The 17,287-nt window shown below is 51.8% G+C and carries 15 protein-coding genes; 10 read left to right on the forward strand and 5 right to left on the reverse strand.

The window, feature by feature from the left end; all coding sequences use genetic code 11:
- Positions 1-92 precede the first annotated feature (92 nt).
- Together cysE and ACQ4M4_RS00935 are read left to right on the forward strand one after the other, a co-directional pair.
- Positions 93-947 (forward strand): serine O-acetyltransferase, encoded by an 855-nt coding sequence (cysE, locus tag ACQ4M4_RS00930; RefSeq protein ID WP_430682564.1) that lies wholly within the window; start codon positions 93-95, stop codon positions 945-947.
- A 277-nt stretch (positions 948-1,224) separates the two neighbouring features.
- Positions 1,225-1,368 (forward strand): hypothetical protein, encoded by a 144-nt coding sequence (locus ACQ4M4_RS00935; RefSeq protein WP_430682565.1) that lies wholly within the window; start codon positions 1,225-1,227, stop codon positions 1,366-1,368.
- A 238-nt stretch (positions 1,369-1,606) separates the two neighbouring features.
- Here the strand turns inward: ACQ4M4_RS00935 and ACQ4M4_RS00940 are convergent, their stop codons facing one another.
- Positions 1,607-2,758, reverse strand: a complete 1,152-nt coding sequence (locus ACQ4M4_RS00940) for a DUF58 domain-containing protein (protein ID WP_430682566.1) — start codon at positions 2,756-2,758, stop codon at positions 1,607-1,609.
- Positions 2,759-3,213: 455 nt separating this feature from the next.
- Here ACQ4M4_RS00940 and ACQ4M4_RS00945 point away from each other — a divergent pair, with 455 nt between their 5' ends.
- The 5 genes from ACQ4M4_RS00945 to ACQ4M4_RS00965 all read left to right on the forward strand — a co-directional run bounded on the left by ACQ4M4_RS00945 (position 3,214) and on the right by ACQ4M4_RS00965 (position 9,008).
- Positions 3,214-3,543: a DUF6825 family protein gene (locus ACQ4M4_RS00945; protein WP_430682567.1), complete on the forward strand. Its 330-nt coding sequence runs from the start codon at positions 3,214-3,216 to the stop codon at positions 3,541-3,543.
- A gap of 107 nt (positions 3,544-3,650) precedes the next feature.
- Positions 3,651-5,489, forward strand: a complete 1,839-nt coding sequence (locus ACQ4M4_RS00950) for an ABC1 kinase family protein (RefSeq protein ID WP_430682568.1) — start codon at positions 3,651-3,653, stop codon at positions 5,487-5,489.
- A gap of 76 nt (positions 5,490-5,565) precedes the next feature.
- On the forward strand, positions 5,566-6,300 hold the full coding sequence (locus ACQ4M4_RS00955) for a Stp1/IreP family PP2C-type Ser/Thr phosphatase (protein ID WP_430682569.1): 735 nt from the start codon (positions 5,566-5,568) through the stop codon (positions 6,298-6,300).
- A gap of 1,025 nt (positions 6,301-7,325) precedes the next feature.
- The gene (locus ACQ4M4_RS00960; protein WP_430682570.1) at positions 7,326-7,520 is read left to right on the forward strand and encodes an NblA/ycf18 family protein; all 195 of its coding nucleotides are present in this window, start codon (positions 7,326-7,328) and stop codon (positions 7,518-7,520) included.
- Between the two features lie 609 nt (positions 7,521-8,129).
- Positions 8,130-9,008 carry a universal stress protein gene (locus tag ACQ4M4_RS00965; RefSeq protein WP_430682571.1) on the forward strand — a complete coding sequence of 293 codons (879 nt, stop codon included), beginning with the start codon at positions 8,130-8,132 and terminating at the stop codon, positions 9,006-9,008.
- Positions 9,009-9,279: 271 nt separating this feature from the next.
- Here the strand turns inward: ACQ4M4_RS00965 and ACQ4M4_RS00970 are convergent, their stop codons facing one another.
- A complete protein-coding gene (locus ACQ4M4_RS00970; RefSeq protein ID WP_430682572.1) occupies positions 9,280-10,803 on the reverse strand; it encodes a serine/threonine-protein kinase in 1,524 nt (507 codons plus the stop codon).
- 121 nt (positions 10,804-10,924) lie between these two features.
- Between ACQ4M4_RS00970 and ACQ4M4_RS00975 the strand changes: the two genes are divergently transcribed.
- Positions 10,925-11,059, forward strand: a complete 135-nt coding sequence (locus tag ACQ4M4_RS00975) for a hypothetical protein (RefSeq protein WP_430682573.1) — start codon at positions 10,925-10,927, stop codon at positions 11,057-11,059.
- 97 nt (positions 11,060-11,156) lie between these two features.
- Here the strand turns inward: ACQ4M4_RS00975 and ACQ4M4_RS00980 are convergent, their stop codons facing one another.
- From ACQ4M4_RS00980 to ACQ4M4_RS00990, 3 genes are read right to left on the reverse strand one after another with little or no spacing between them, the layout of a single operon-like run.
- Complete coding sequence (locus ACQ4M4_RS00980) at positions 11,157-11,453, reverse strand: hypothetical protein (RefSeq protein ID WP_430682574.1); 297 nt, start codon at positions 11,451-11,453, stop codon at positions 11,157-11,159.
- 25 nt (positions 11,454-11,478) lie between these two features.
- Positions 11,479-12,288, reverse strand: coding sequence for an ABC transporter ATP-binding protein (locus ACQ4M4_RS00985; protein ID WP_430682575.1), 810 nt, complete (start codon positions 12,286-12,288; stop codon positions 11,479-11,481).
- Positions 12,278-13,591 carry a branched-chain amino acid ABC transporter permease gene (locus tag ACQ4M4_RS00990; RefSeq protein ID WP_430682576.1) on the reverse strand — a complete coding sequence of 438 codons (1,314 nt, stop codon included), beginning with the start codon at positions 13,589-13,591 and terminating at the stop codon, positions 12,278-12,280. Before ACQ4M4_RS00990 ends, ACQ4M4_RS00985 begins: the two co-directional genes overlap by 11 nt.
- A gap of 215 nt (positions 13,592-13,806) precedes the next feature.
- Between ACQ4M4_RS00990 and ACQ4M4_RS00995 the strand changes: the two genes are divergently transcribed.
- Complete coding sequence (locus ACQ4M4_RS00995) at positions 13,807-15,153, forward strand: NAD(P)/FAD-dependent oxidoreductase (RefSeq protein ID WP_430682577.1); 1,347 nt, start codon at positions 13,807-13,809, stop codon at positions 15,151-15,153.
- 226 nt (positions 15,154-15,379) lie between these two features.
- On the forward strand, positions 15,380-17,287 hold the full coding sequence (locus tag ACQ4M4_RS01000) for a mechanosensitive ion channel family protein (RefSeq protein WP_430682578.1): 1,908 nt from the start codon (positions 15,380-15,382) through the stop codon (positions 17,285-17,287).

Genomic DNA, 17,287 nt, shown 5'->3' on the forward strand with positions numbered 1-17,287 from the left:
TCGGTAAACCCGAATTTCGAGGCATTTAACCTACTCGTATAGAACGTTAAGATGGATATCGGCCATACTCGGAATTGCCGGAGTCAGTAACCGTGCTGCAAATCCTCGCCGAAGACTTTCGCATCATTTTTGACCGCGACCCTGCTGCTCGCAATTGGCTCGAGGTGTTAGTGTGCTACCCCGGCTTACAGGCGTTGGCACTCCACCGTTTCGCACACTTGCTGTATAAGAGCAGGATTCCCTTCATTCCCCGTCTAATCTCTCATCTCGCACGATTTTTAACTGGAATTGAGATTCACCCTGGAGCCGCAATTGGGCGTGGGGTATTTATCGATCACGGCATGGGAGTGGTGATTGGAGAAACGGCTATTGTTGGCAACTATGCCTTGATTTACCAGGGAGTTACTCTGGGTGGAACCGGCAAAGAGAGCGGCAAACGTCATCCCACCGTTGGCGAAAACGTTGTGGTTGGAGCCGGAGCCAAAGTGCTTGGCAATATTGAAATTGGCGACAATGTCAGAATTGGCGCTGGTTCGGTCGTATTGCGAGATGTCCCTTCGGATTGCACCGTTGTGGGTGTACCAGGGCGCATTGTGTATCGCTCCGGTGAACGCGTTGATCCGTTGGAGCATGGTCGACTACCCGACTCGGAAGCCCAGGTGATTCGGGCTTTGGTCGATCGCATCGAACTGTTGGAACAGCAAATTGCTGAGTTACAGCCACCATCGCAGCCTGTTCCGGCCAATCTGTATCAGCTTGTTGGGCAGCAAGTCCGTGACCATGCCCACGCAAATGGCAACACAAATGGGAGTAGTTTCCTGATTCAACCAGAGGAGATGCGGGTAGATGAATCCGACTCGCACCTTGAGGGCAACCACTCCGAGAAAGCAAGCTGCCGCCTGAGCGATAAGGTGATTGAGGAATTTTTGAACGGTTCAGGTATTTGATTGGCGGGGCTCTTGCCTCAACCGGGGATAGACCCATTATTCAAATGCAACGCCATGGACGATTGCTCGTTCAAAGCGTCAGCCTGGAATGATCCCCCGCACTGAGGCCATTCGTTTAGGGGGCGATCGCGATCGCTTCCTAAACTTAATTGAAACCTCATCATCAGTTAAACAAAAGACAGAAATTGCAGGATATGATGAATGAGGAATTCTGTATGAAATGATACGGAGTTCATCCTTTTTTCTATACGGTTTTGCTAAGAATTTAGGAGGCTTCATGAGTCGGCAGCAAGACAAACTCTCCCGCCCCGTTGGCCAAGCTTCTGCCGGGTCGGAGAAGGAAGAGTTTGATTTTGATCGGTGGGCTGGTGCTGTCAAGCGACAGATGATCGATTCTCTCAAGCGTCGTGGTTCTATGTAGCGATCGCTCTCACTCAACCAGTCATCCAAGTAACGTCAATTTCTGCTAAGGGTTTTTCTTGATGGTCGCGCAGTGCGCAGCCCTCAGAAAAACTTTTTTGTGTGCCCAACGCACCCCAAAAGAGGTGCGTTGGCTTATCCAAAACTGATGTTCAGCAAGATGCAGCAGAAACCACTCACAAAGCGAGTGCTGCGGGCGAGCAAGCCATCGAGCCCAAGGGCTTCTAGTCCACGTAAATCTAGTGCAGGGCACTTTGTAGTTGAGGTTGCAACGCGAGATCGGGGCGAATTAGGGTTCCCGGTAGCATCGCAGGTGCAGGCGTCGAGACAGAGACAGAGACTTCATCCTGGTTCCAAGGCTGCTGCCACAGCATCCAGCGGCTCCCTGAGGGTAGCTGGCTCAGGCTATTGGCATTTTGACTCAGCCATACAATCGGTTGCTCTGGTAAGCGCTCAGCGATAGGGGGCTCGGCATTGCTTACTGCCGCAAGGGCTTCCAAAACAGCGCGATCGCCCCGCACTAGTCCCGTCGATGCCGTCCATAGGTTCACCGTAAAGCCCTGACGCAACGCATAAAAATAGAGGGATGCCGCAGCACTCACCGCCGATTCAAACGCATCTGGATCCCAAGCAGAGGCACTATCCAGGCAGATAACCACATCTTGCCCTCCTGTAAACACCTCCAATTCTCGAACCCTCAGCTCACCATACCGGGCACTCGTGCGCCAATGGATTAGCCGGGTTGGATCACCCCAGCGATAGGGCCGAAGGGTGCGCGTTACGCCTTCGGTAGCGCCTTGAGCCCGAGCATTGCTTTGGGTTGCAAGGCTGGAGTTACGGCCAATTTCATCAATTAACGGACACCGCCCAAGCGGCAATACCGTGGGATAAATTACGGCATGGGCTGGAGCTTGATGCGATCGCCGACACCAAAATAGCCCAAGCGGAGTTGCGGTTCTTAACTCTACAGTTTGCCAACGATAGACCCCTCGCCGGTCGGCAGGCAGATAGTAAACCCAGTTTTCGGCTTGCTTGGCTCCAATTGAATCCAGGGATCGCACGATGTTTGTTCCCAACTCAGGCGGCAACCTATCTCGTGCCTGAAGCAAAGTTTTCGGGCGAATCGAGGCGTTGTGAAGGGTCAACTCGACCACCACTGTATCGCCCACGCTCACAGGCTCAATGGGCGATCGCAACACGTTGACCTGTCGGAGCGATCGCACGGGTAGCCAAGCGCCCAACAGCAGCAATGCCAGCATGACGCCGCTCATCACATAAAGCCAGCCGGCCATTGTATTCGTTGCCGCCGCAAAGAAGAATAAAGCCAGCCCCAGCATGAGCCAACCGCTATAGGCCGGAGCGACCCAGCGGCGCTCTAGCCAGCGAGTCATTCGAAAAAACCATTTGGGATACATAAAGTCAGGCGACCACACAGGCTACGCTGGCACGACGCGAACTCAAGACATGGACGAAACCGCTTTGATAAAAACTCAGATGCGTGCCCTCAGGCAGCTTCAGCTTTCTTAAACAACGCTTTTTCCAACCCACCGAATCCATCCATTCATCAAACTAATTCTAACTTCCTTACCTAGCCATCGCGAGCAAACGCAGCGTTTCAGGTCGGCTCAAGCCGTTCACAGGATTGAGGTTGCCAGAAAAGACACATCTTTTAGAGACTCTTCAAAAGGATGCAGTCACCCCTCAAGGCGGCCTCTAGCCCTCAGGGATCATTTAACCGGGGCGATCGCCCTGTCTACAGGCTGAAGCTGTGCAACCTTGAGTGAGATCGGGCACTATGGATGAGGAGGCACGTTATAATTCTTGCGGATGCACGCAAAAAATCTTTATGAAGAGTCCTTTAGTTCACGCCTTCTTTGTTGGTCGAGCATTGGCCGAGGCCATTGGCGAGCAAACAGAACGTTTCGCCACAACAGCTCTCAGCGAGCTTGGCAAATTTGATGCCGAGCAACGCGAGCGGTTGCGAGTTTTTGCCGATCAAGTCTTAGAAAAGGCGGCTCGTGATGAAGAGTTGGCAACTCAAACCAGTGGTTCTAGCCCATCGGCCGGGTTTGCCACACCTGGAAGCACAGATTTGCAAGCCACCATTGATGAGTTGCGCGCAGAGATCGCTCAGCTCCGTACCGACCTGCAACGATATCGAACCCAGGCCAATTAGTCCGTTTTATTCGCTTGAGGCTGCCGCTGCCCATGATGAGGGGGCTTGCTTTGAGTCAAACGATTGTATAACTATCCATTTTTCTGAGTCGAGCACTGTAGGTTTGCGTGTCTGGATTTTCTGACCAACCAACGCCCCAACACCCTGACGCGGAACCATCCGCGGCCCTTTTTGACGAGTCAAAACCAGTCATCGAACTCCCGAGCGATCGCCCCATCGATCCTGCCCATGTAGTTACCGATTACCCACCGGACAGCAAACCTCTCAAGTTTCGCAGTGCCGACTCATACCGCTGGAGCCGCGATCGCTACTCTCGCCGTCGCCGCTACATCGATATATGGACCTTTGTTCTGCAATTGCTAAACGCTCAGTGGCTCTACAACAAGCCCTGGAGCTACGTAGGTGGCATGACTCCAGAAAAGCAAGCCATTCGCCGCCGCAAAATGGCCATCTGGATTCGCGAAACCCTCCTGGATCTAGGCCCCACCTTCATCAAAGTTGGCCAGCTGTTTTCTACCCGAGCGGATCTCTTCCCGGTGGAATATGTTGAGGAACTGTCGAAGCTACAAGACAAAGTTCCCGCCTTCAGTTACGAAAAAGTTGAACAAATTGTTCAGAAAGATTTGGGTCGGCCTATCCCCGAGCTCTACGCCAACTTTGACCCAATCCCCATTGCCGCTGCCAGCTTGGGTCAGGTTCACCGGGCCCATCTCCATTCCGGAGAAGAAGTGGTCGTCAAGGTGCAGCGTCCTGGTCTCAAAAAATTGTTTGAGATCGATCTGGCCATTTTAAAAGGCATCGCTCGCTATTTTCAGAACCACCCAAGTTGGGGACGTGGACGCGACTGGCTGGGCATTTACGAAGAATGTTGCCGCATTTTATGGCTTGAAATTGATTACTTGAACGAAGGCCGCAATGCCGACACTTTTCGTCGCAACTTCCGGGGCGAAGATTGGGTGAGCGTACCGCGAGTCTATTGGCGCTACAGTTCGCCTCAAGTGCTGACGCTGGAGTATCTGCCAGGGATCAAGATCAGCCACTACGAAGCGTTAGAAGCAGCCGGGCTGGATCGCAAGCTACTGGCCCAGTTAGGGGCTAAGGCGTATTTGCATCAATTACTGAATAATGGCTTTTTTCATGCCGATCCGCATCCAGGCAACATTGCCGTGAATACAGAAGGAGCGCTGATCTTTTATGACTTTGGCATGATGGGTCAAGTGCAGCCCGCCACACGCGAGCGGCTCATGGAAACATTTTTTGGAATTGCCCAGCGAGATGCCGATCGCGTCGTTGCATCCTTGATTGAGCTTGGAGCTTTAGCTCAAGTTGATGATATGGGCCCAGTTCGACGCTCGATTCAGTACATTCTCAACAACTTGATGGATAAGCCCTTCGAGGCTCAGTCCATTACAGACATTAGCGACGATTTATACGAAATTGCTTATGATCAGCCCTTTCGCTTTCCGGCAACGTTTACGTTTGTGATGCGCGCGTTTTCGACCCTGGAAGGGGTGGGTAAGGGGCTCGATCCAGACTTTAACTTTATGGAGGTCGCACAGCCGTTTGCGATGCAGATTATGGGAACTGGAAATGGCAATGATGCAAATGGATTCTTGAATGAGCTGAGTCGTCAGGCCGTGCAGGTCAGCAGTTCGGCGTTGGGGTTGCCTCGGCGAATTGAGGACACGATCGAGAAGCTAGATCGAGGCGATTTGCGGATTCGGGTGCGATCGCAAGAAACCGATCGTCTGATTCGTCGGCTCAGCAATGTGAACATGGGCACCAACTACGCGCTCATGATTGGTGCATTTACCCTATCCGCCACAATTTTAGTGGTGAATAATTTACCTTGGCTGGCGGCGATCGCTGCAGCGATCGCTGTGATCGCGGGCGTTGCCTTTTTCCGCCTCATTATTAAAATTGATCGCAACGATCGCATGTTTTAGCCTTTCGCCTTTTATCTTAGGAACGTCGCTGCGTGTTCTCCAGCGTGTCTATCGTTGACCTCTACCGAATTGCCCTATGAAATGTTTATTCTCGGGTCTTACCGATCCGGGACTTCTTCGCTCTGTCAATCAGGATGATTACTACATCGACCCAGATGGCCGATTTTTCATAGTGGCAGACGGGATGGGTGGTCATGCAGGCGGACAAGAAGCGAGCCGAATTGCAACTGAATCCATTCAGCTTTATTTGTTGAATCAGTGGGCCTCGTCCGAAGAAACGCCAAAACTGCTGGAAAATGCCCTACTCCAGGCAAACCGAGCCATTTTACAAGATCAGGCAACCCATCCTGAACGTTCGGATATGGGCACCACCGCTGTCGTCGTTGCGTTTCGGAACGGTGAGTCGTGGTGTGCCCACATTGGCGATTCGAGGCTGTATCGGCTGCGGGGAGCCAAGCTTGAGCAAATTACTGAAGATCACACCTGGGTAGCCCGTGCCATGAAAGTAGGCGACCTAACGGCTGATCAGGCTCGTGTTCATCCTTGGCGGCACATTTTGTCCAAGTGCCTCGGCCGCGAAGATGTACGGCACATTGATGTGCAAATGTTTGAGGTAAAAGCCAGCGATCGCCTTTTGTTGTGCAGCGATGGCCTGACTGAAGAGTTATCTGACCATCTCATTGCCTCCCATCTCAAAACAATTCGGGCCTGCGATAAGGCAGCCATGGCCCTAGTGAAAGCCGCAAAAGATAACGGCGGACGAGACAACATTACGGTCGTCATCGTGGCTGTCGATGCTCAACGACGCTAGAAGCGTCTCATAGAACCCATTCGCATCCAGAACCCCATTCACAACCCTAACCGCAGTCAACAGGTCAGCAGAGCTAAACCTGGCCTGATTATTGTGGCTTGTCCAATGTTGTAACAATTTGCGATCGCCAAACGCTGTATCCACAGGCAGAACGTCACTGGACTTACGCATTTGTGTTGTGGGTAGGGTGCTTCGCACCCTACCCACAACACAAACACACCAGATTTAGTGGGCTTGCGTAAGTCCTGCGTCAGAAAGATTAGACCGCCTGAATGAATCGTTGCGTGGGTTCACCGCGCCATGATTCATGCTTCGAACAGCCGTTCGCGTAGAAGGTTAACTAAAAGGCTTGCAGCTCGGCAACAGTTAGCCAGTCAACCGTTTACGCCCTACCGGCTTGACTCTGCAGACAACGTTTAGTGCCGTTGGCATTACCCTCAACGCTTCGCACCAACATGCCCATCTTGAGGAGTCGCATCACACAAACCTGAAGATTGATTAAATCTTCTTAGCAGATCGATAGCTTTTTTATTACAGTGCCGCGATCGCCCATCAGCAAACAGCTTCAGCCGAAATGGGTAGAGAGGCAATCCTGTCAAGTATTGGATATGTTCCAAGGGAACTTTTTTACAATTCTTTACTTGCTAAAACTACCTACAAGCCAAGATTAGCCTGGGTTTTTCGTCAATCTCTACCCCAAAACAGCCCAAAAGCTATATCTTTCGGCGCTCTGGGTCGCTCTTTTGAAAGATGCTTGTACTACAAGCAACGAGCTATGGTCAACATATATGCATCAAGTACCCGCAAAGGGGGTGGCAACTTTGTCAAACAATTGTTATCTTTTGTAACATAGAGGAATCCTCACCATAAACTTGAGGGCACTCTATTGAGAACTCGCCGATATGGCGTAAATCTCAACGAAATAAATGTCAAGTCTATAAGGGAAACCAAATCAGAAGAGAATCGTTTCTCCTCTAGCCGATACTTCCCTGAACCAATCAAGAGTTCAAAACCAAGGAGTTCGTATGAATCAGCCAATTGAGTTAACCCTAGAACAGCAATTTAGTCTTCGTTCATTCGAGACTCAAGTTGAAAACATGAGCCGTGAACAAGCTCAACTGTTTTTGGTCAAGCTTTATGAGCAAATGATGTTGCGCGAGAGCTTGTACAAGCACTTCCTTAAGAACCAGTGGGGAATCGAGTCTGGCCCAAGTACCTAATTGGGCGCCATAGTCGGCGACCTCCCTCTCTTGCTTTGTTCCCCCTGGGAAAGAAGCTGGGGATGCTGGGGCGTCACTTCCTTAACCATCATTTCCCTGACTTATTTTTTTCTTTTCTGTTCTTCTTTTTCGTTCTTTGTATTCTGCCTCTAGGCAGCCAACAGCAATAGAGTTGCTTAATGACCATCTCCCAGCTTCTAGGCTTCAAAGTTGTCGAGATGACGCGATCTCAGCGCAATTGAGAGCCTCATTTGCTCGTTGATGTTGAAATTTTTCACGAAATCCCGTTTGGGTTTTGCTTGGCTCCAGTCTCTTCATGTTTGTTGCTGTATCACAAGCTTTGTTCCTCGTTTTTTATCAATCTGTATCAACCTTTGGCGATTGACAGCCGCCTTGCTCGTAAGAACTGCGCTTCTTACTGAGAAACTTGGGAAGCGGTTATCTCACATCTGCAGACTAGGCACTCGCTCTAGAAACGCCAAGCAACCTTGGTATCGCCTCAAGGGTATCTATTAAATTTGCTGATGATTTTCTGTCCGTTAGGACTGGTGAAGGTGCTAGGGTTGGGAGGAATATGCTTTTGTTCTCTCAAGTGGTCTGAACACCTGTATGTTTCACAGCGTTTTAATCTGCACCGACTTCACCGATGGCCTTTATCGCTTGGTTGATTTTGTACCAAGTCTGGTAGAGGGTGGGCTGAAAAAGATCGTATTTGTGAGTACGGTACCAGTGACAGGCGATAGTACAGTCCCGCGCTCTGACTCTGATAAGCTCACCGAAGCGCGCGATCGCCTGAGCCGAGCCGTCAACGATGTCCCAGCCGGAGTCGAAGTTCATGTAGAAGTCGATTGGGGTGTGCCAACGGATCACATCTTGAGTACGGCCAAAAAGCACAGCGTTGACGTGATTCTACTAGGCACTCCTAGCCGTAGCCTGCTCAACGAAAAATTGTTTGGCAGTACCACAATTGGGTTATGCCAACGGACGCCGATCCCAGTCATGATCATTCGGCCTCAGCTTATTTCAGCTTACACGGTTGAAGAGTTGCGTCTGCGGTGCCAGCATTTGTTCCGCTATTTTTTGATTCCCTACGATGGAAGCGAGACTGCACAGTACACGGTTGATCGCATCAAGCAGTACATTGTGGGCAATTCGGGGTCTACTCTGAAGGGATGTTTGCTGTGTTGGGTGGTTGAGCCATCGCATCGCAACCCAGAGCTGCAAGCGAACGAACTAGACGTTGCAAAGAAAGAACTAGCCAAGGTAAAGTCCGAGTTAGAGGCTTTGGAAATCAAGGTAGACACCCAAGTTTTGGTTGGCAATGCGGTGACAGAAGTGCTCAACTTGGCAATTGACTATGACATCAGTGCGATCGCCAGTTCATCCCGCACGTTAGGCAAGCTGATCGAACTATCAGTTCCTAGCTTTACAGGCGAGGTTTTGCGGCGTAGCTGGCATCCTGTCGTGTACTTCCCACCTAAGCGCTAATTCACCCAGGGGTTTGCCTTGACCACTCTGACAGCCTGGTAGAGTCCGTTTGGCAACCAGTCAGCCTTGAGTAGTAGATTTAGGTTTACTTACACTATCTATAAAACGTCAGTTTCGTAAAACGTAGTTTCGGTGAAGGGCTTTTCTAAGGGATTTTGCGGCGCACAACCTTTAGACAAGCCTGTTTTTGTATTCGAAACTTGCACGCGAAAACCATGCTTCGGGTTATCCAAAACTGGTGTTTACCAAGGCTCGTAGGAATGCGATCGCATCAAGTCGGCATATCATATAAATCCTCAAGCTTCATCAAAATTTGCGGCTTAATCACATCCAGTTCTTTCTTTAGAAACGACTTGCTTAAACCAAATTGATTGGTTTGAGGTGAAACCTGAGCCATCGACACCCACTCCTGTAGCTGTCTGCATTGAGCGGCAGCAATCGAGACAGTCAGCACATTAGAACATTCCTTTGGGTTTTCCTTTGAAAACATTAAAACTCGATACTGGCCGTTCTCGCTCAGTAAACGCGCCATCTGCTGTCCCTGCGATGCTTTGAGATCAAGATAGGAATATAACCAACGGGGGCCATGCTGCTGATTAAACAACACCGTAATCCAAAGCACTGTTGGATGCGGAGCCGGAGCAAACAAAAACTGGTTGTATCGGCTACACTGCTGCCGCTTTTGAATTTCTGGATCTGTGAGCATTACCCACAGCGTAGCCAGCAGCCCCTGACTGGTGCGAATCGCGTTGGGAAACGAAATTTCACCAATGGGTTTGTTTGCGGGCCAAGCGGCAAGCTTACACACATCGTCGGGCGTGACGGCGGCGGGCGTCTTCTGTTTCGACTCTTTGGAAATTCCAACTTTTGCTAGCGTTGAACCAATGCGTTGGCTCAATTCCAATCCACTATTAAATCGCTGATCAAAGGGTTCTAGCGACCTCAACACATCCACAACGGTTTGAGGTCGATTGCCGGGCTCTTTAGATAAGCACCGCATGACCAGATTTTCCAATGCTTTTGGAACACGAACACTCGCATTCACTTCAGAAAATGGATGAGGAGCCTGATAGTGGTGTGCACGGTACCACCCACCAAATGTATGGGTTTCAGCATTCAGCGGCATTTTGCCTGTCACCATTTGGTACATCATGACGCCTAGGCTGTAGATATCGGAACGAGCGTCTAATTCCTTACCTTCCATCTGCTCTGGAGAGGAGTAGGCCAGAGTTCCCATGAAACAGTTGGTTTGGTCGGAATCTTCTTGCAGGGTTTTGGCAATGCCAAAGTCTAAAATCTTTGCAATTTCGCCAAAGCTGTCATCCTGACAGATCAAGATGTTGCTGGGCTTGATATCGCGGTGAACGATGGGATAAAGTTTGCCATCAATCGGAATGCCCTGGTGGGCAGTTTGCAGGCCCAGGCAAATGTGCCGAGTAATGCCAAGAAACTTGGGCAATGTCAGAGGCTTTTGCATAATCATTTCGCTAAGCCCTTGCCCTTTGAGGTATTCCATTACATAGAAAGGAATCTCGTCTTCATCGACTCCGTAGTCGCTCACGCGAACGATGTGAATGCTGCGCTGGCCAAGCAAGGCACAGGTTGTGGCTTCTCGTTCAAAGCGATCGCGCATTTTTTGGTTGAGCAGTGTTTGCGCCAAAAACTTGACCGCAACAGGGACCCCGCCCAGCAGTACATCTCTTGCCCCATACACACGACCCATGGCACCCTGCCCCAGCAGTTCTACCAATTGATATCGATTGATGAGGACGCGCCCAATGTTAGGGTCTGCCATGCACTACAGCTCCGTTAAATCTCACCCAAAACCAACCGAGGCAGGATTTTTTTACAGATAACCTTTATTTATTTCAGGGTAGTGGGACACGAAACAGCACAATTAGAAACCTTGAGGGGTCATGCTGCAGAAATCACATCAACAGGGAACTCGCTCGACTGACCCAGGGGTTGAACAAAGTGGCTTCAAGCCTGGGATTGGCGATGCGATCGCAGCCTTGGTTACAGAGGCCAATAGTACTGAATTTTACCTATAGAAATCGAAACCGTGGTAACCACGGGTTTGCCTGCTCATTCATCTAGAACTCAGCGACTTGTCACGAGACAAGTGACAGACTGCAACAGAGAAGTCCATTATCGCGTGCGAGGAAACATGATGATGAGCAAATTGCAAGCTTGGGCGACTGTGCCCCAGCTTGAATCACTGCCTAGAGATGAATTCATCACTTTCGTGAGTATCACCATCCAGAATGCCCAATCTGGATAAGCAATCAACAGGTTAGGCCACCAAAGCAGAGGGTTTCGTAGGGATGGGCGGCTGGCTTTACCCAACTCATCAGCGACAATTCTGACGCGATCGCTCATAGAACGAGCCAATTGTTTGTGGAGTTTTACCCGGCTCTCACGAAAGTAGCCCCACGGTTTGCCCACTTTTCGGCTCAAATGGACAGACGAATTATTGGCCCAAATAAGCTTCTAAAACTTGTGTATTGGATTGAATTTCGGCGGGATTGCCATCGGCAAGGTTGCGTCCTTCAGCCATAACCCACACGCGATCGCACAAGGACATAATCACATCCATGTTGTGCTCAATAATGAGGAACGTCATGCCCTGGCGATTCCAGTTGACAATGTGTTCGCAAATTTGGTTGATCAGCGTGGGGTTCACCCCGGCGGCGGGCTCATCTAGCAAAATGAGCTTGGGGCGAACCATGAGCGCCCGTGCCATTTCCAGCAGCTTGCGCTGTCCACCCGAAAGGGCTCCGGCATAGTCATTGGCCTTGGCCGCCAAACCCACCATCTCCAACAGTTCAAAGGCGCGATCGCGCTGTTCGCGTTCTTGCTGGGCCACCTGGCGCGATCGCAGCCATACATTCCAAAACGATTCTCCTGTTTGGTGCTGCGTTGCCAACAGCATGTTTTCCATAACGGACAGACGAGACAGCGCCCGCGCCACCTGAAACGTACGCACCAAGCCCTGTTGGGCAATTTGATAAGGCTGAAGGGTGTGAATGGGGGAGCCATCAAACAGCACTTCCCCTTGATCGGGCTGAAGAAAACAGGACAACAGTTGAAACAGGGTAGTTTTTCCGGCACCATTGGGGCCAATCAGCCCAGTAATACTGCCAGGTGCCACATCTAAAGACACGTTATTGACGGCATGCACACCGCCAAAGCTCTTACTAAGGTTGCGGGCAGAGAGGATCGCGGACGTTGTTGGAGCCGTGTTGGAGCGATCGCCCATATTCATCGCCTTATCGACCAAGAGTGAGTTCCTCCTTATTTCCCAAAATCCCTTGCGGCCGCCACATCATGAGAACCATGAGAATGAGGCCAATAATCATAATGCGAAACGCACCCAACCGAGCATCTTCCAGGGGCACAATGTCGCGCAGAACAAAGCGGGTAATGGTGTCATACGCCCAAAAGATTGTGGCTCCCAGCAGCGTGCCCACATTGCTGCCTGCACCGCCCAGCACCACAATGGTCCACGCATTAAACGTGACCAATGGGCGAAAGTTGTCGGGATAGACTGTGGTGAGCTGCCATGCGTACAGCGCCCCTGCAATTCCTGCCAAAAAGCCGCCCATCATCAGCGACTGCAGCTTGTAGAAAAACACATTCTTGCCCAGGGCTTTGGCAACTTCTTCATCTTCCCGAATGGCCTTGAGTACACGACCCCAGGGCGATCGCACCAACACCTCTAGCCCCCAAAAGATGAGCGCGGTCAGCAGTACGGAAATGAGCAACAGCCCCGCTTTACTGGGATTGTTGCTGTAGTTGTACACAGCAGAGCTGGCATAGCCAAAGACAAAAATGCCCAACACAGCCAAAATCAACGACATCACCAGACCCAAGCTGGTAGACCAAGCCGTAATGCGATGCGTCAACCGCTGATTCAGCCAGGTATACAGCCACAGCACCGCAACCAACGCCCCTAACAGTAGCCCACCCAGAACCCAATTGGGCAGGGTGGCCATTCGCTTGAGCTGGCTAGCTCCTACCCCAATCCCAAACAGCAGCAGCACTAGGGACACGATGTAGCCCAAGGCAATCACGCCCGTTTTGGCGATCGCCCCACTGGGAATGTCTTTGAATCTGCGACGTAGCCACGCAAAGAAGCGCCAGTAAGCCAAGCCCACTACGGCGGCTAATACCAGCACCATCAATACTCGGATCGGCAGCGCTGGGTTGAACTGCGCCAGGGGTAGCGGAAACCCTTGTAGCCCAAAGGTGCCACGGGTCAACCATTCTTCGTTGACCGCAATGAGGCGAATCACTTCGGCAATGCCAATGGTCACAATCGCTAAGTAATCTTCTCGCAGACGCAAGGTGGCTAAACCAATGCCCAATCCCAAAAGAGAGGCGGCGATCGCACCCGCAATCATAGCCAACAGCATCGGCACTCCCGCGATGGCCAGCAACACCGTGGTGTAGGCACCGATCGTCATAAAGGCAACATGGCCAAAATTAATCAACCCAGTAAAGCCCCATTGGAGATTGAGGCCCATGCCAAAAATGGCAAAAACAGCGGTGAAAATGACAAGGGAAACAATGAAGCCTTCCATGCACGATACGGTGGCGATCGCCAGTCCAACTCTACAAGGGCTGTTGATAAGGTTAAGGGTTGAACGGCAAGTGCGGCAAGCCGTTTGTCTCAGAACCCAGACATTGAATCTTCTGCCCACATGACTTTTTGCAAATGGGTATGTGTTTTGCCTCCTCAGCCATACAGATTCTGAATCGACGAGCCTTGTAGAATCGAGGCAGCGTTTTTGATAGCATGACGAACCTCTACCATTCCGCTGTTTACGATCGCACGCGTCCAGTCGGTAGCTTTTGGGAAACGACGGTTCCCTCGGTTCAAGCCCACGACTTTCCAGCATTGCAGGGCGATCGCACCACCGAAGTTGCCATTATCGGCGGCGGCCTCACCGGACTGTCTGCCGCCCTGCACCTTGCCAAAGATCACCACATTCAGGCCGAGGTGCTGGAAGCGGGAAACCCGGCTTGGGGTGCCTCGGGACGAAACGGTGGGTTTGCCTGTGTGGGCTCTACCTGGCGATCGCACCCCGATCTGCTTCAACACTTTGGCGAGGCCGAAACGCGACGGTTCTTTCAGCATCAGCGGGATGGTGTAGACCTGGTTCGGCATTTGGCAGCAGCAGAAGAACTCGCCATCGATCCGCAGGGAAACGGCGAAATTCAGGTGGCTCATCAGCCCTCTCGTTGGAAAGATTTAGAAACTGAGGCTGAGTTTTTTACCCAGGTTGCCAACTATCCCTGCCAGCTCTGGACGGTCAACGATTTGGCAGAACACGCCTACACCAGTCCCCAGGCGCACGGGGCGCTGCATGTTGGTGTCGGCTTTGGGCTCAACCCAATGAAGTACACGCGGGGATTGGTCACTGCGGCCCAACGTCGAGGCGTAACCATCTACGCCAGTTCTCCAGTCACCCATTGGGAGAAACTGGGTGAGTGGCACCAGTTGCGAACTCCCGGCGGCACCTTGCGGGCCAAACGGGTGATCGTCGCCACCAATGGCTACACGCAGGAAACCTTGCACCCGGCCTTTCGAGGGGTGCTGCTGCCCACGCTGTCGGCTATTCTCACCACGCGGCCGCTCACCCCAGCAGAGCGCAAAGCCCAAGGCTGGCAGACCGAAACCCCCGTGTTTGATACCCGCAACTTGCTGTTTTACTTTCGGCTGTTGGCCGATGGCCGATTTCTCTTTGGCAGTCGGGGTGGCACCGTGGGTAGTGCGCAGGAGAGCGATCGCCGTCGAGCCGAGATGATTCGTAGCTTTCAGCAAATGTTTCCGGCTTGGCGCGATGTGGAAATGACCCATTTTTGGAGTGGGCTAGTGTGCGGTTCGGCAACGTTAACGCCCCATCTTGGCTCCCTGCCAGACGACCCCAGTGTGTTTCATGCGATCGCCTTTCATGGCAATGGGGTAGCAGCAGGCACCTGGAGCGGACGGGCGATCGCTCAACTGCTCGCCAACAAACTTCAACCCAGCGATATATCCACGATCTATCGCCAACCGCTAAAACGATTTTTGCTACCGGGTTTGCGTGTGTGGTATTTGCGATCGGCATATTGGGCGTATGGGTTGCAGGATAGGGGGTAGAGGTTAGGGGTGGGAGTCGGGAGTCGAGAGAAGAAGGAGAGAGGAGAACCAGCGACTAGAGGAGGTTCTGTACCGGGGTCAGGGCTTGCGGCAGTCGGTGTGAGCCACGTGCATAGCACATGGGGTGGGCCATTTCACCTCGGAACGAGGAGGGAACCTTTCACTGCAATCTTTCGTTACTATCGTTCAGTGCAGTATTAGGCTTCACTGAGTGAGGAGAAATACAATGCTTCAATTTCACCGACTTTGGCGCGGATGGCGAGGAGTTGTGCTGGGGGCGATCGCCACAAGCCTAGCTGTGGTGTTGCTACTACAAATGGCTCCACGCAGCAGCGCACTGCCTTCCTTGCCAACGCCTGCGGTACAACCCGGCGCAACCTCTCGCCCGGTAGGCGTTGAGCGAGTTGGCAACCTAGAAGTCATGCTGGTGGAATTTGAAGGCAGCAATCTATTTCGCGTCACGCAATCGGCCCCCCAGGCAAACGTGCCCGCCAATGAACAATTTTTGGTGGAAGACCGGGTTCAGGAAATTCAAGACAACCTGAGAGCAGTGATTGCGATCGCCCCACCCACCCAAGTTGAATCGGCTAATTACAGCACTCGCTTCGATCCAGAAACGTTTGTCGTGGTAGTCGCTCGGCTGAACAACGATACGGTGCTCATCGCTCGCGATGGTTCCGAGTCGCAAAGCCAGTTTTTGCTCACCGTCACTGGAACCGACGCCCAATACTACGGCACCACCATTGAAGAACTGGCCGAACGCTGGCGCGATACCTTGCAGCAAACGGTACAAGCAGCCCTACGAGAGCGCCAACCTGCCGCCCTATTGGAGCAAGCTCAATCGGCTGTATTTATTGGGTTTGGGATGCTGGTACTTACGGCCATCATGCTGTACATCCGCCGCATTTTGAACTATCGCTTTCGCCTCTTGCAAGAGCGCCGCGCCCAGGTTCAGGCCGACGCCCGCGCCGGAGCTACGGCCGACACTCGCATCACCACGGGGTTTGGCCCATTGCCAGCGGTCAATCGTTTCCCATTTTGGGGGGTGTTCCAGCTACATCCCAATCTAGAGCGTCGTCTCAACATTAATTCGTTTTTGCGATGGCTCAATTTTTGGGGATTAGCGTTCATTTGGCTGGGCGGTATCCGCTGGATTTTGTCCCTCTTTCCAGGCACACGCGCTTTTTCCAATGCGGTGTGGCTCACGCCCATCAGCATTCTCATCATTTGGTTTTTGGCAGGGTTGCTCAACCGCATCGGTGACTTGCTGATCAGTCACTTTGCCAAAGCCTGGGAAGAAAATGAGTTTTTTCCCTTTGAAGGTGACATCATTCAACGACGCTTGCTGCGCATTTCAACGATTGTGCGAGTCCTCAAGGGACTCAAAACCTTCACGATTTTTGCGATCGCCGGTGGGTGGGCGCTGAGCTTGTTGGGAGTGCCAACCGGATCGGTTCTCACCTTTGGTGCGGTGCTCGCCTTTGCCATTTCCCTCGCCTCCCAAAACCTGATCAAGGATCTGGTCAATGGGTTTCTGATTTTGGTGGAAGACCAATACGGCATTGGCGACATTATTCAGGTGGATCAGGTATCGGGCTTGGTAGAGAACATGAACCTGCGCATTACCCAATTGCGCAATGCCGAAGGTCGGCTGATTACCATTCCTAATAGCTTGATCAATCAGGTGCAGAATCTTACCCGAGTCTGGTCTCGGGTCGATCTGCCGATTACCGTGGCCTACGATGCCGACATTCGCAAGGTCTTTCATGTACTGCATACGATCGCCGATGAGTTCTATCACGACTCTGAATGGCAGCCCAAACTCATCAAAGAACCGGAAGTTTTGGGAATTGATGACGTGAGCCATGCAGGAATTCTGATTCGACTGTGGATTGAAACTCAGCCATTGCAGCAATATCTGGTCGGGCGAGAGTTTCGCAAGCGAATGCTGTTTGCGTTTGAGGAACATGGCATTGAGATTGGCATGCCCCAGCAAATGTTGCGGACTGGCCATGACATGTCTCCACAAATGATGGCTGGTGCCCTGGGCATGAGCAATGGGGAAAGCGATCGCCCCTCGCCGAACCAGAAAGCTCAACAAGGGGCGATCGCGGATTCCAACTCAGACTCGTGA

The sequence above is a fragment of the Leptolyngbya sp. AN02str genome (assembly GCF_050565595.1).
In the GTDB taxonomy this organism is placed as follows: Bacteria; Cyanobacteriota; Cyanobacteriia; order Elainellales; family Elainellaceae; genus Kaiparowitsia.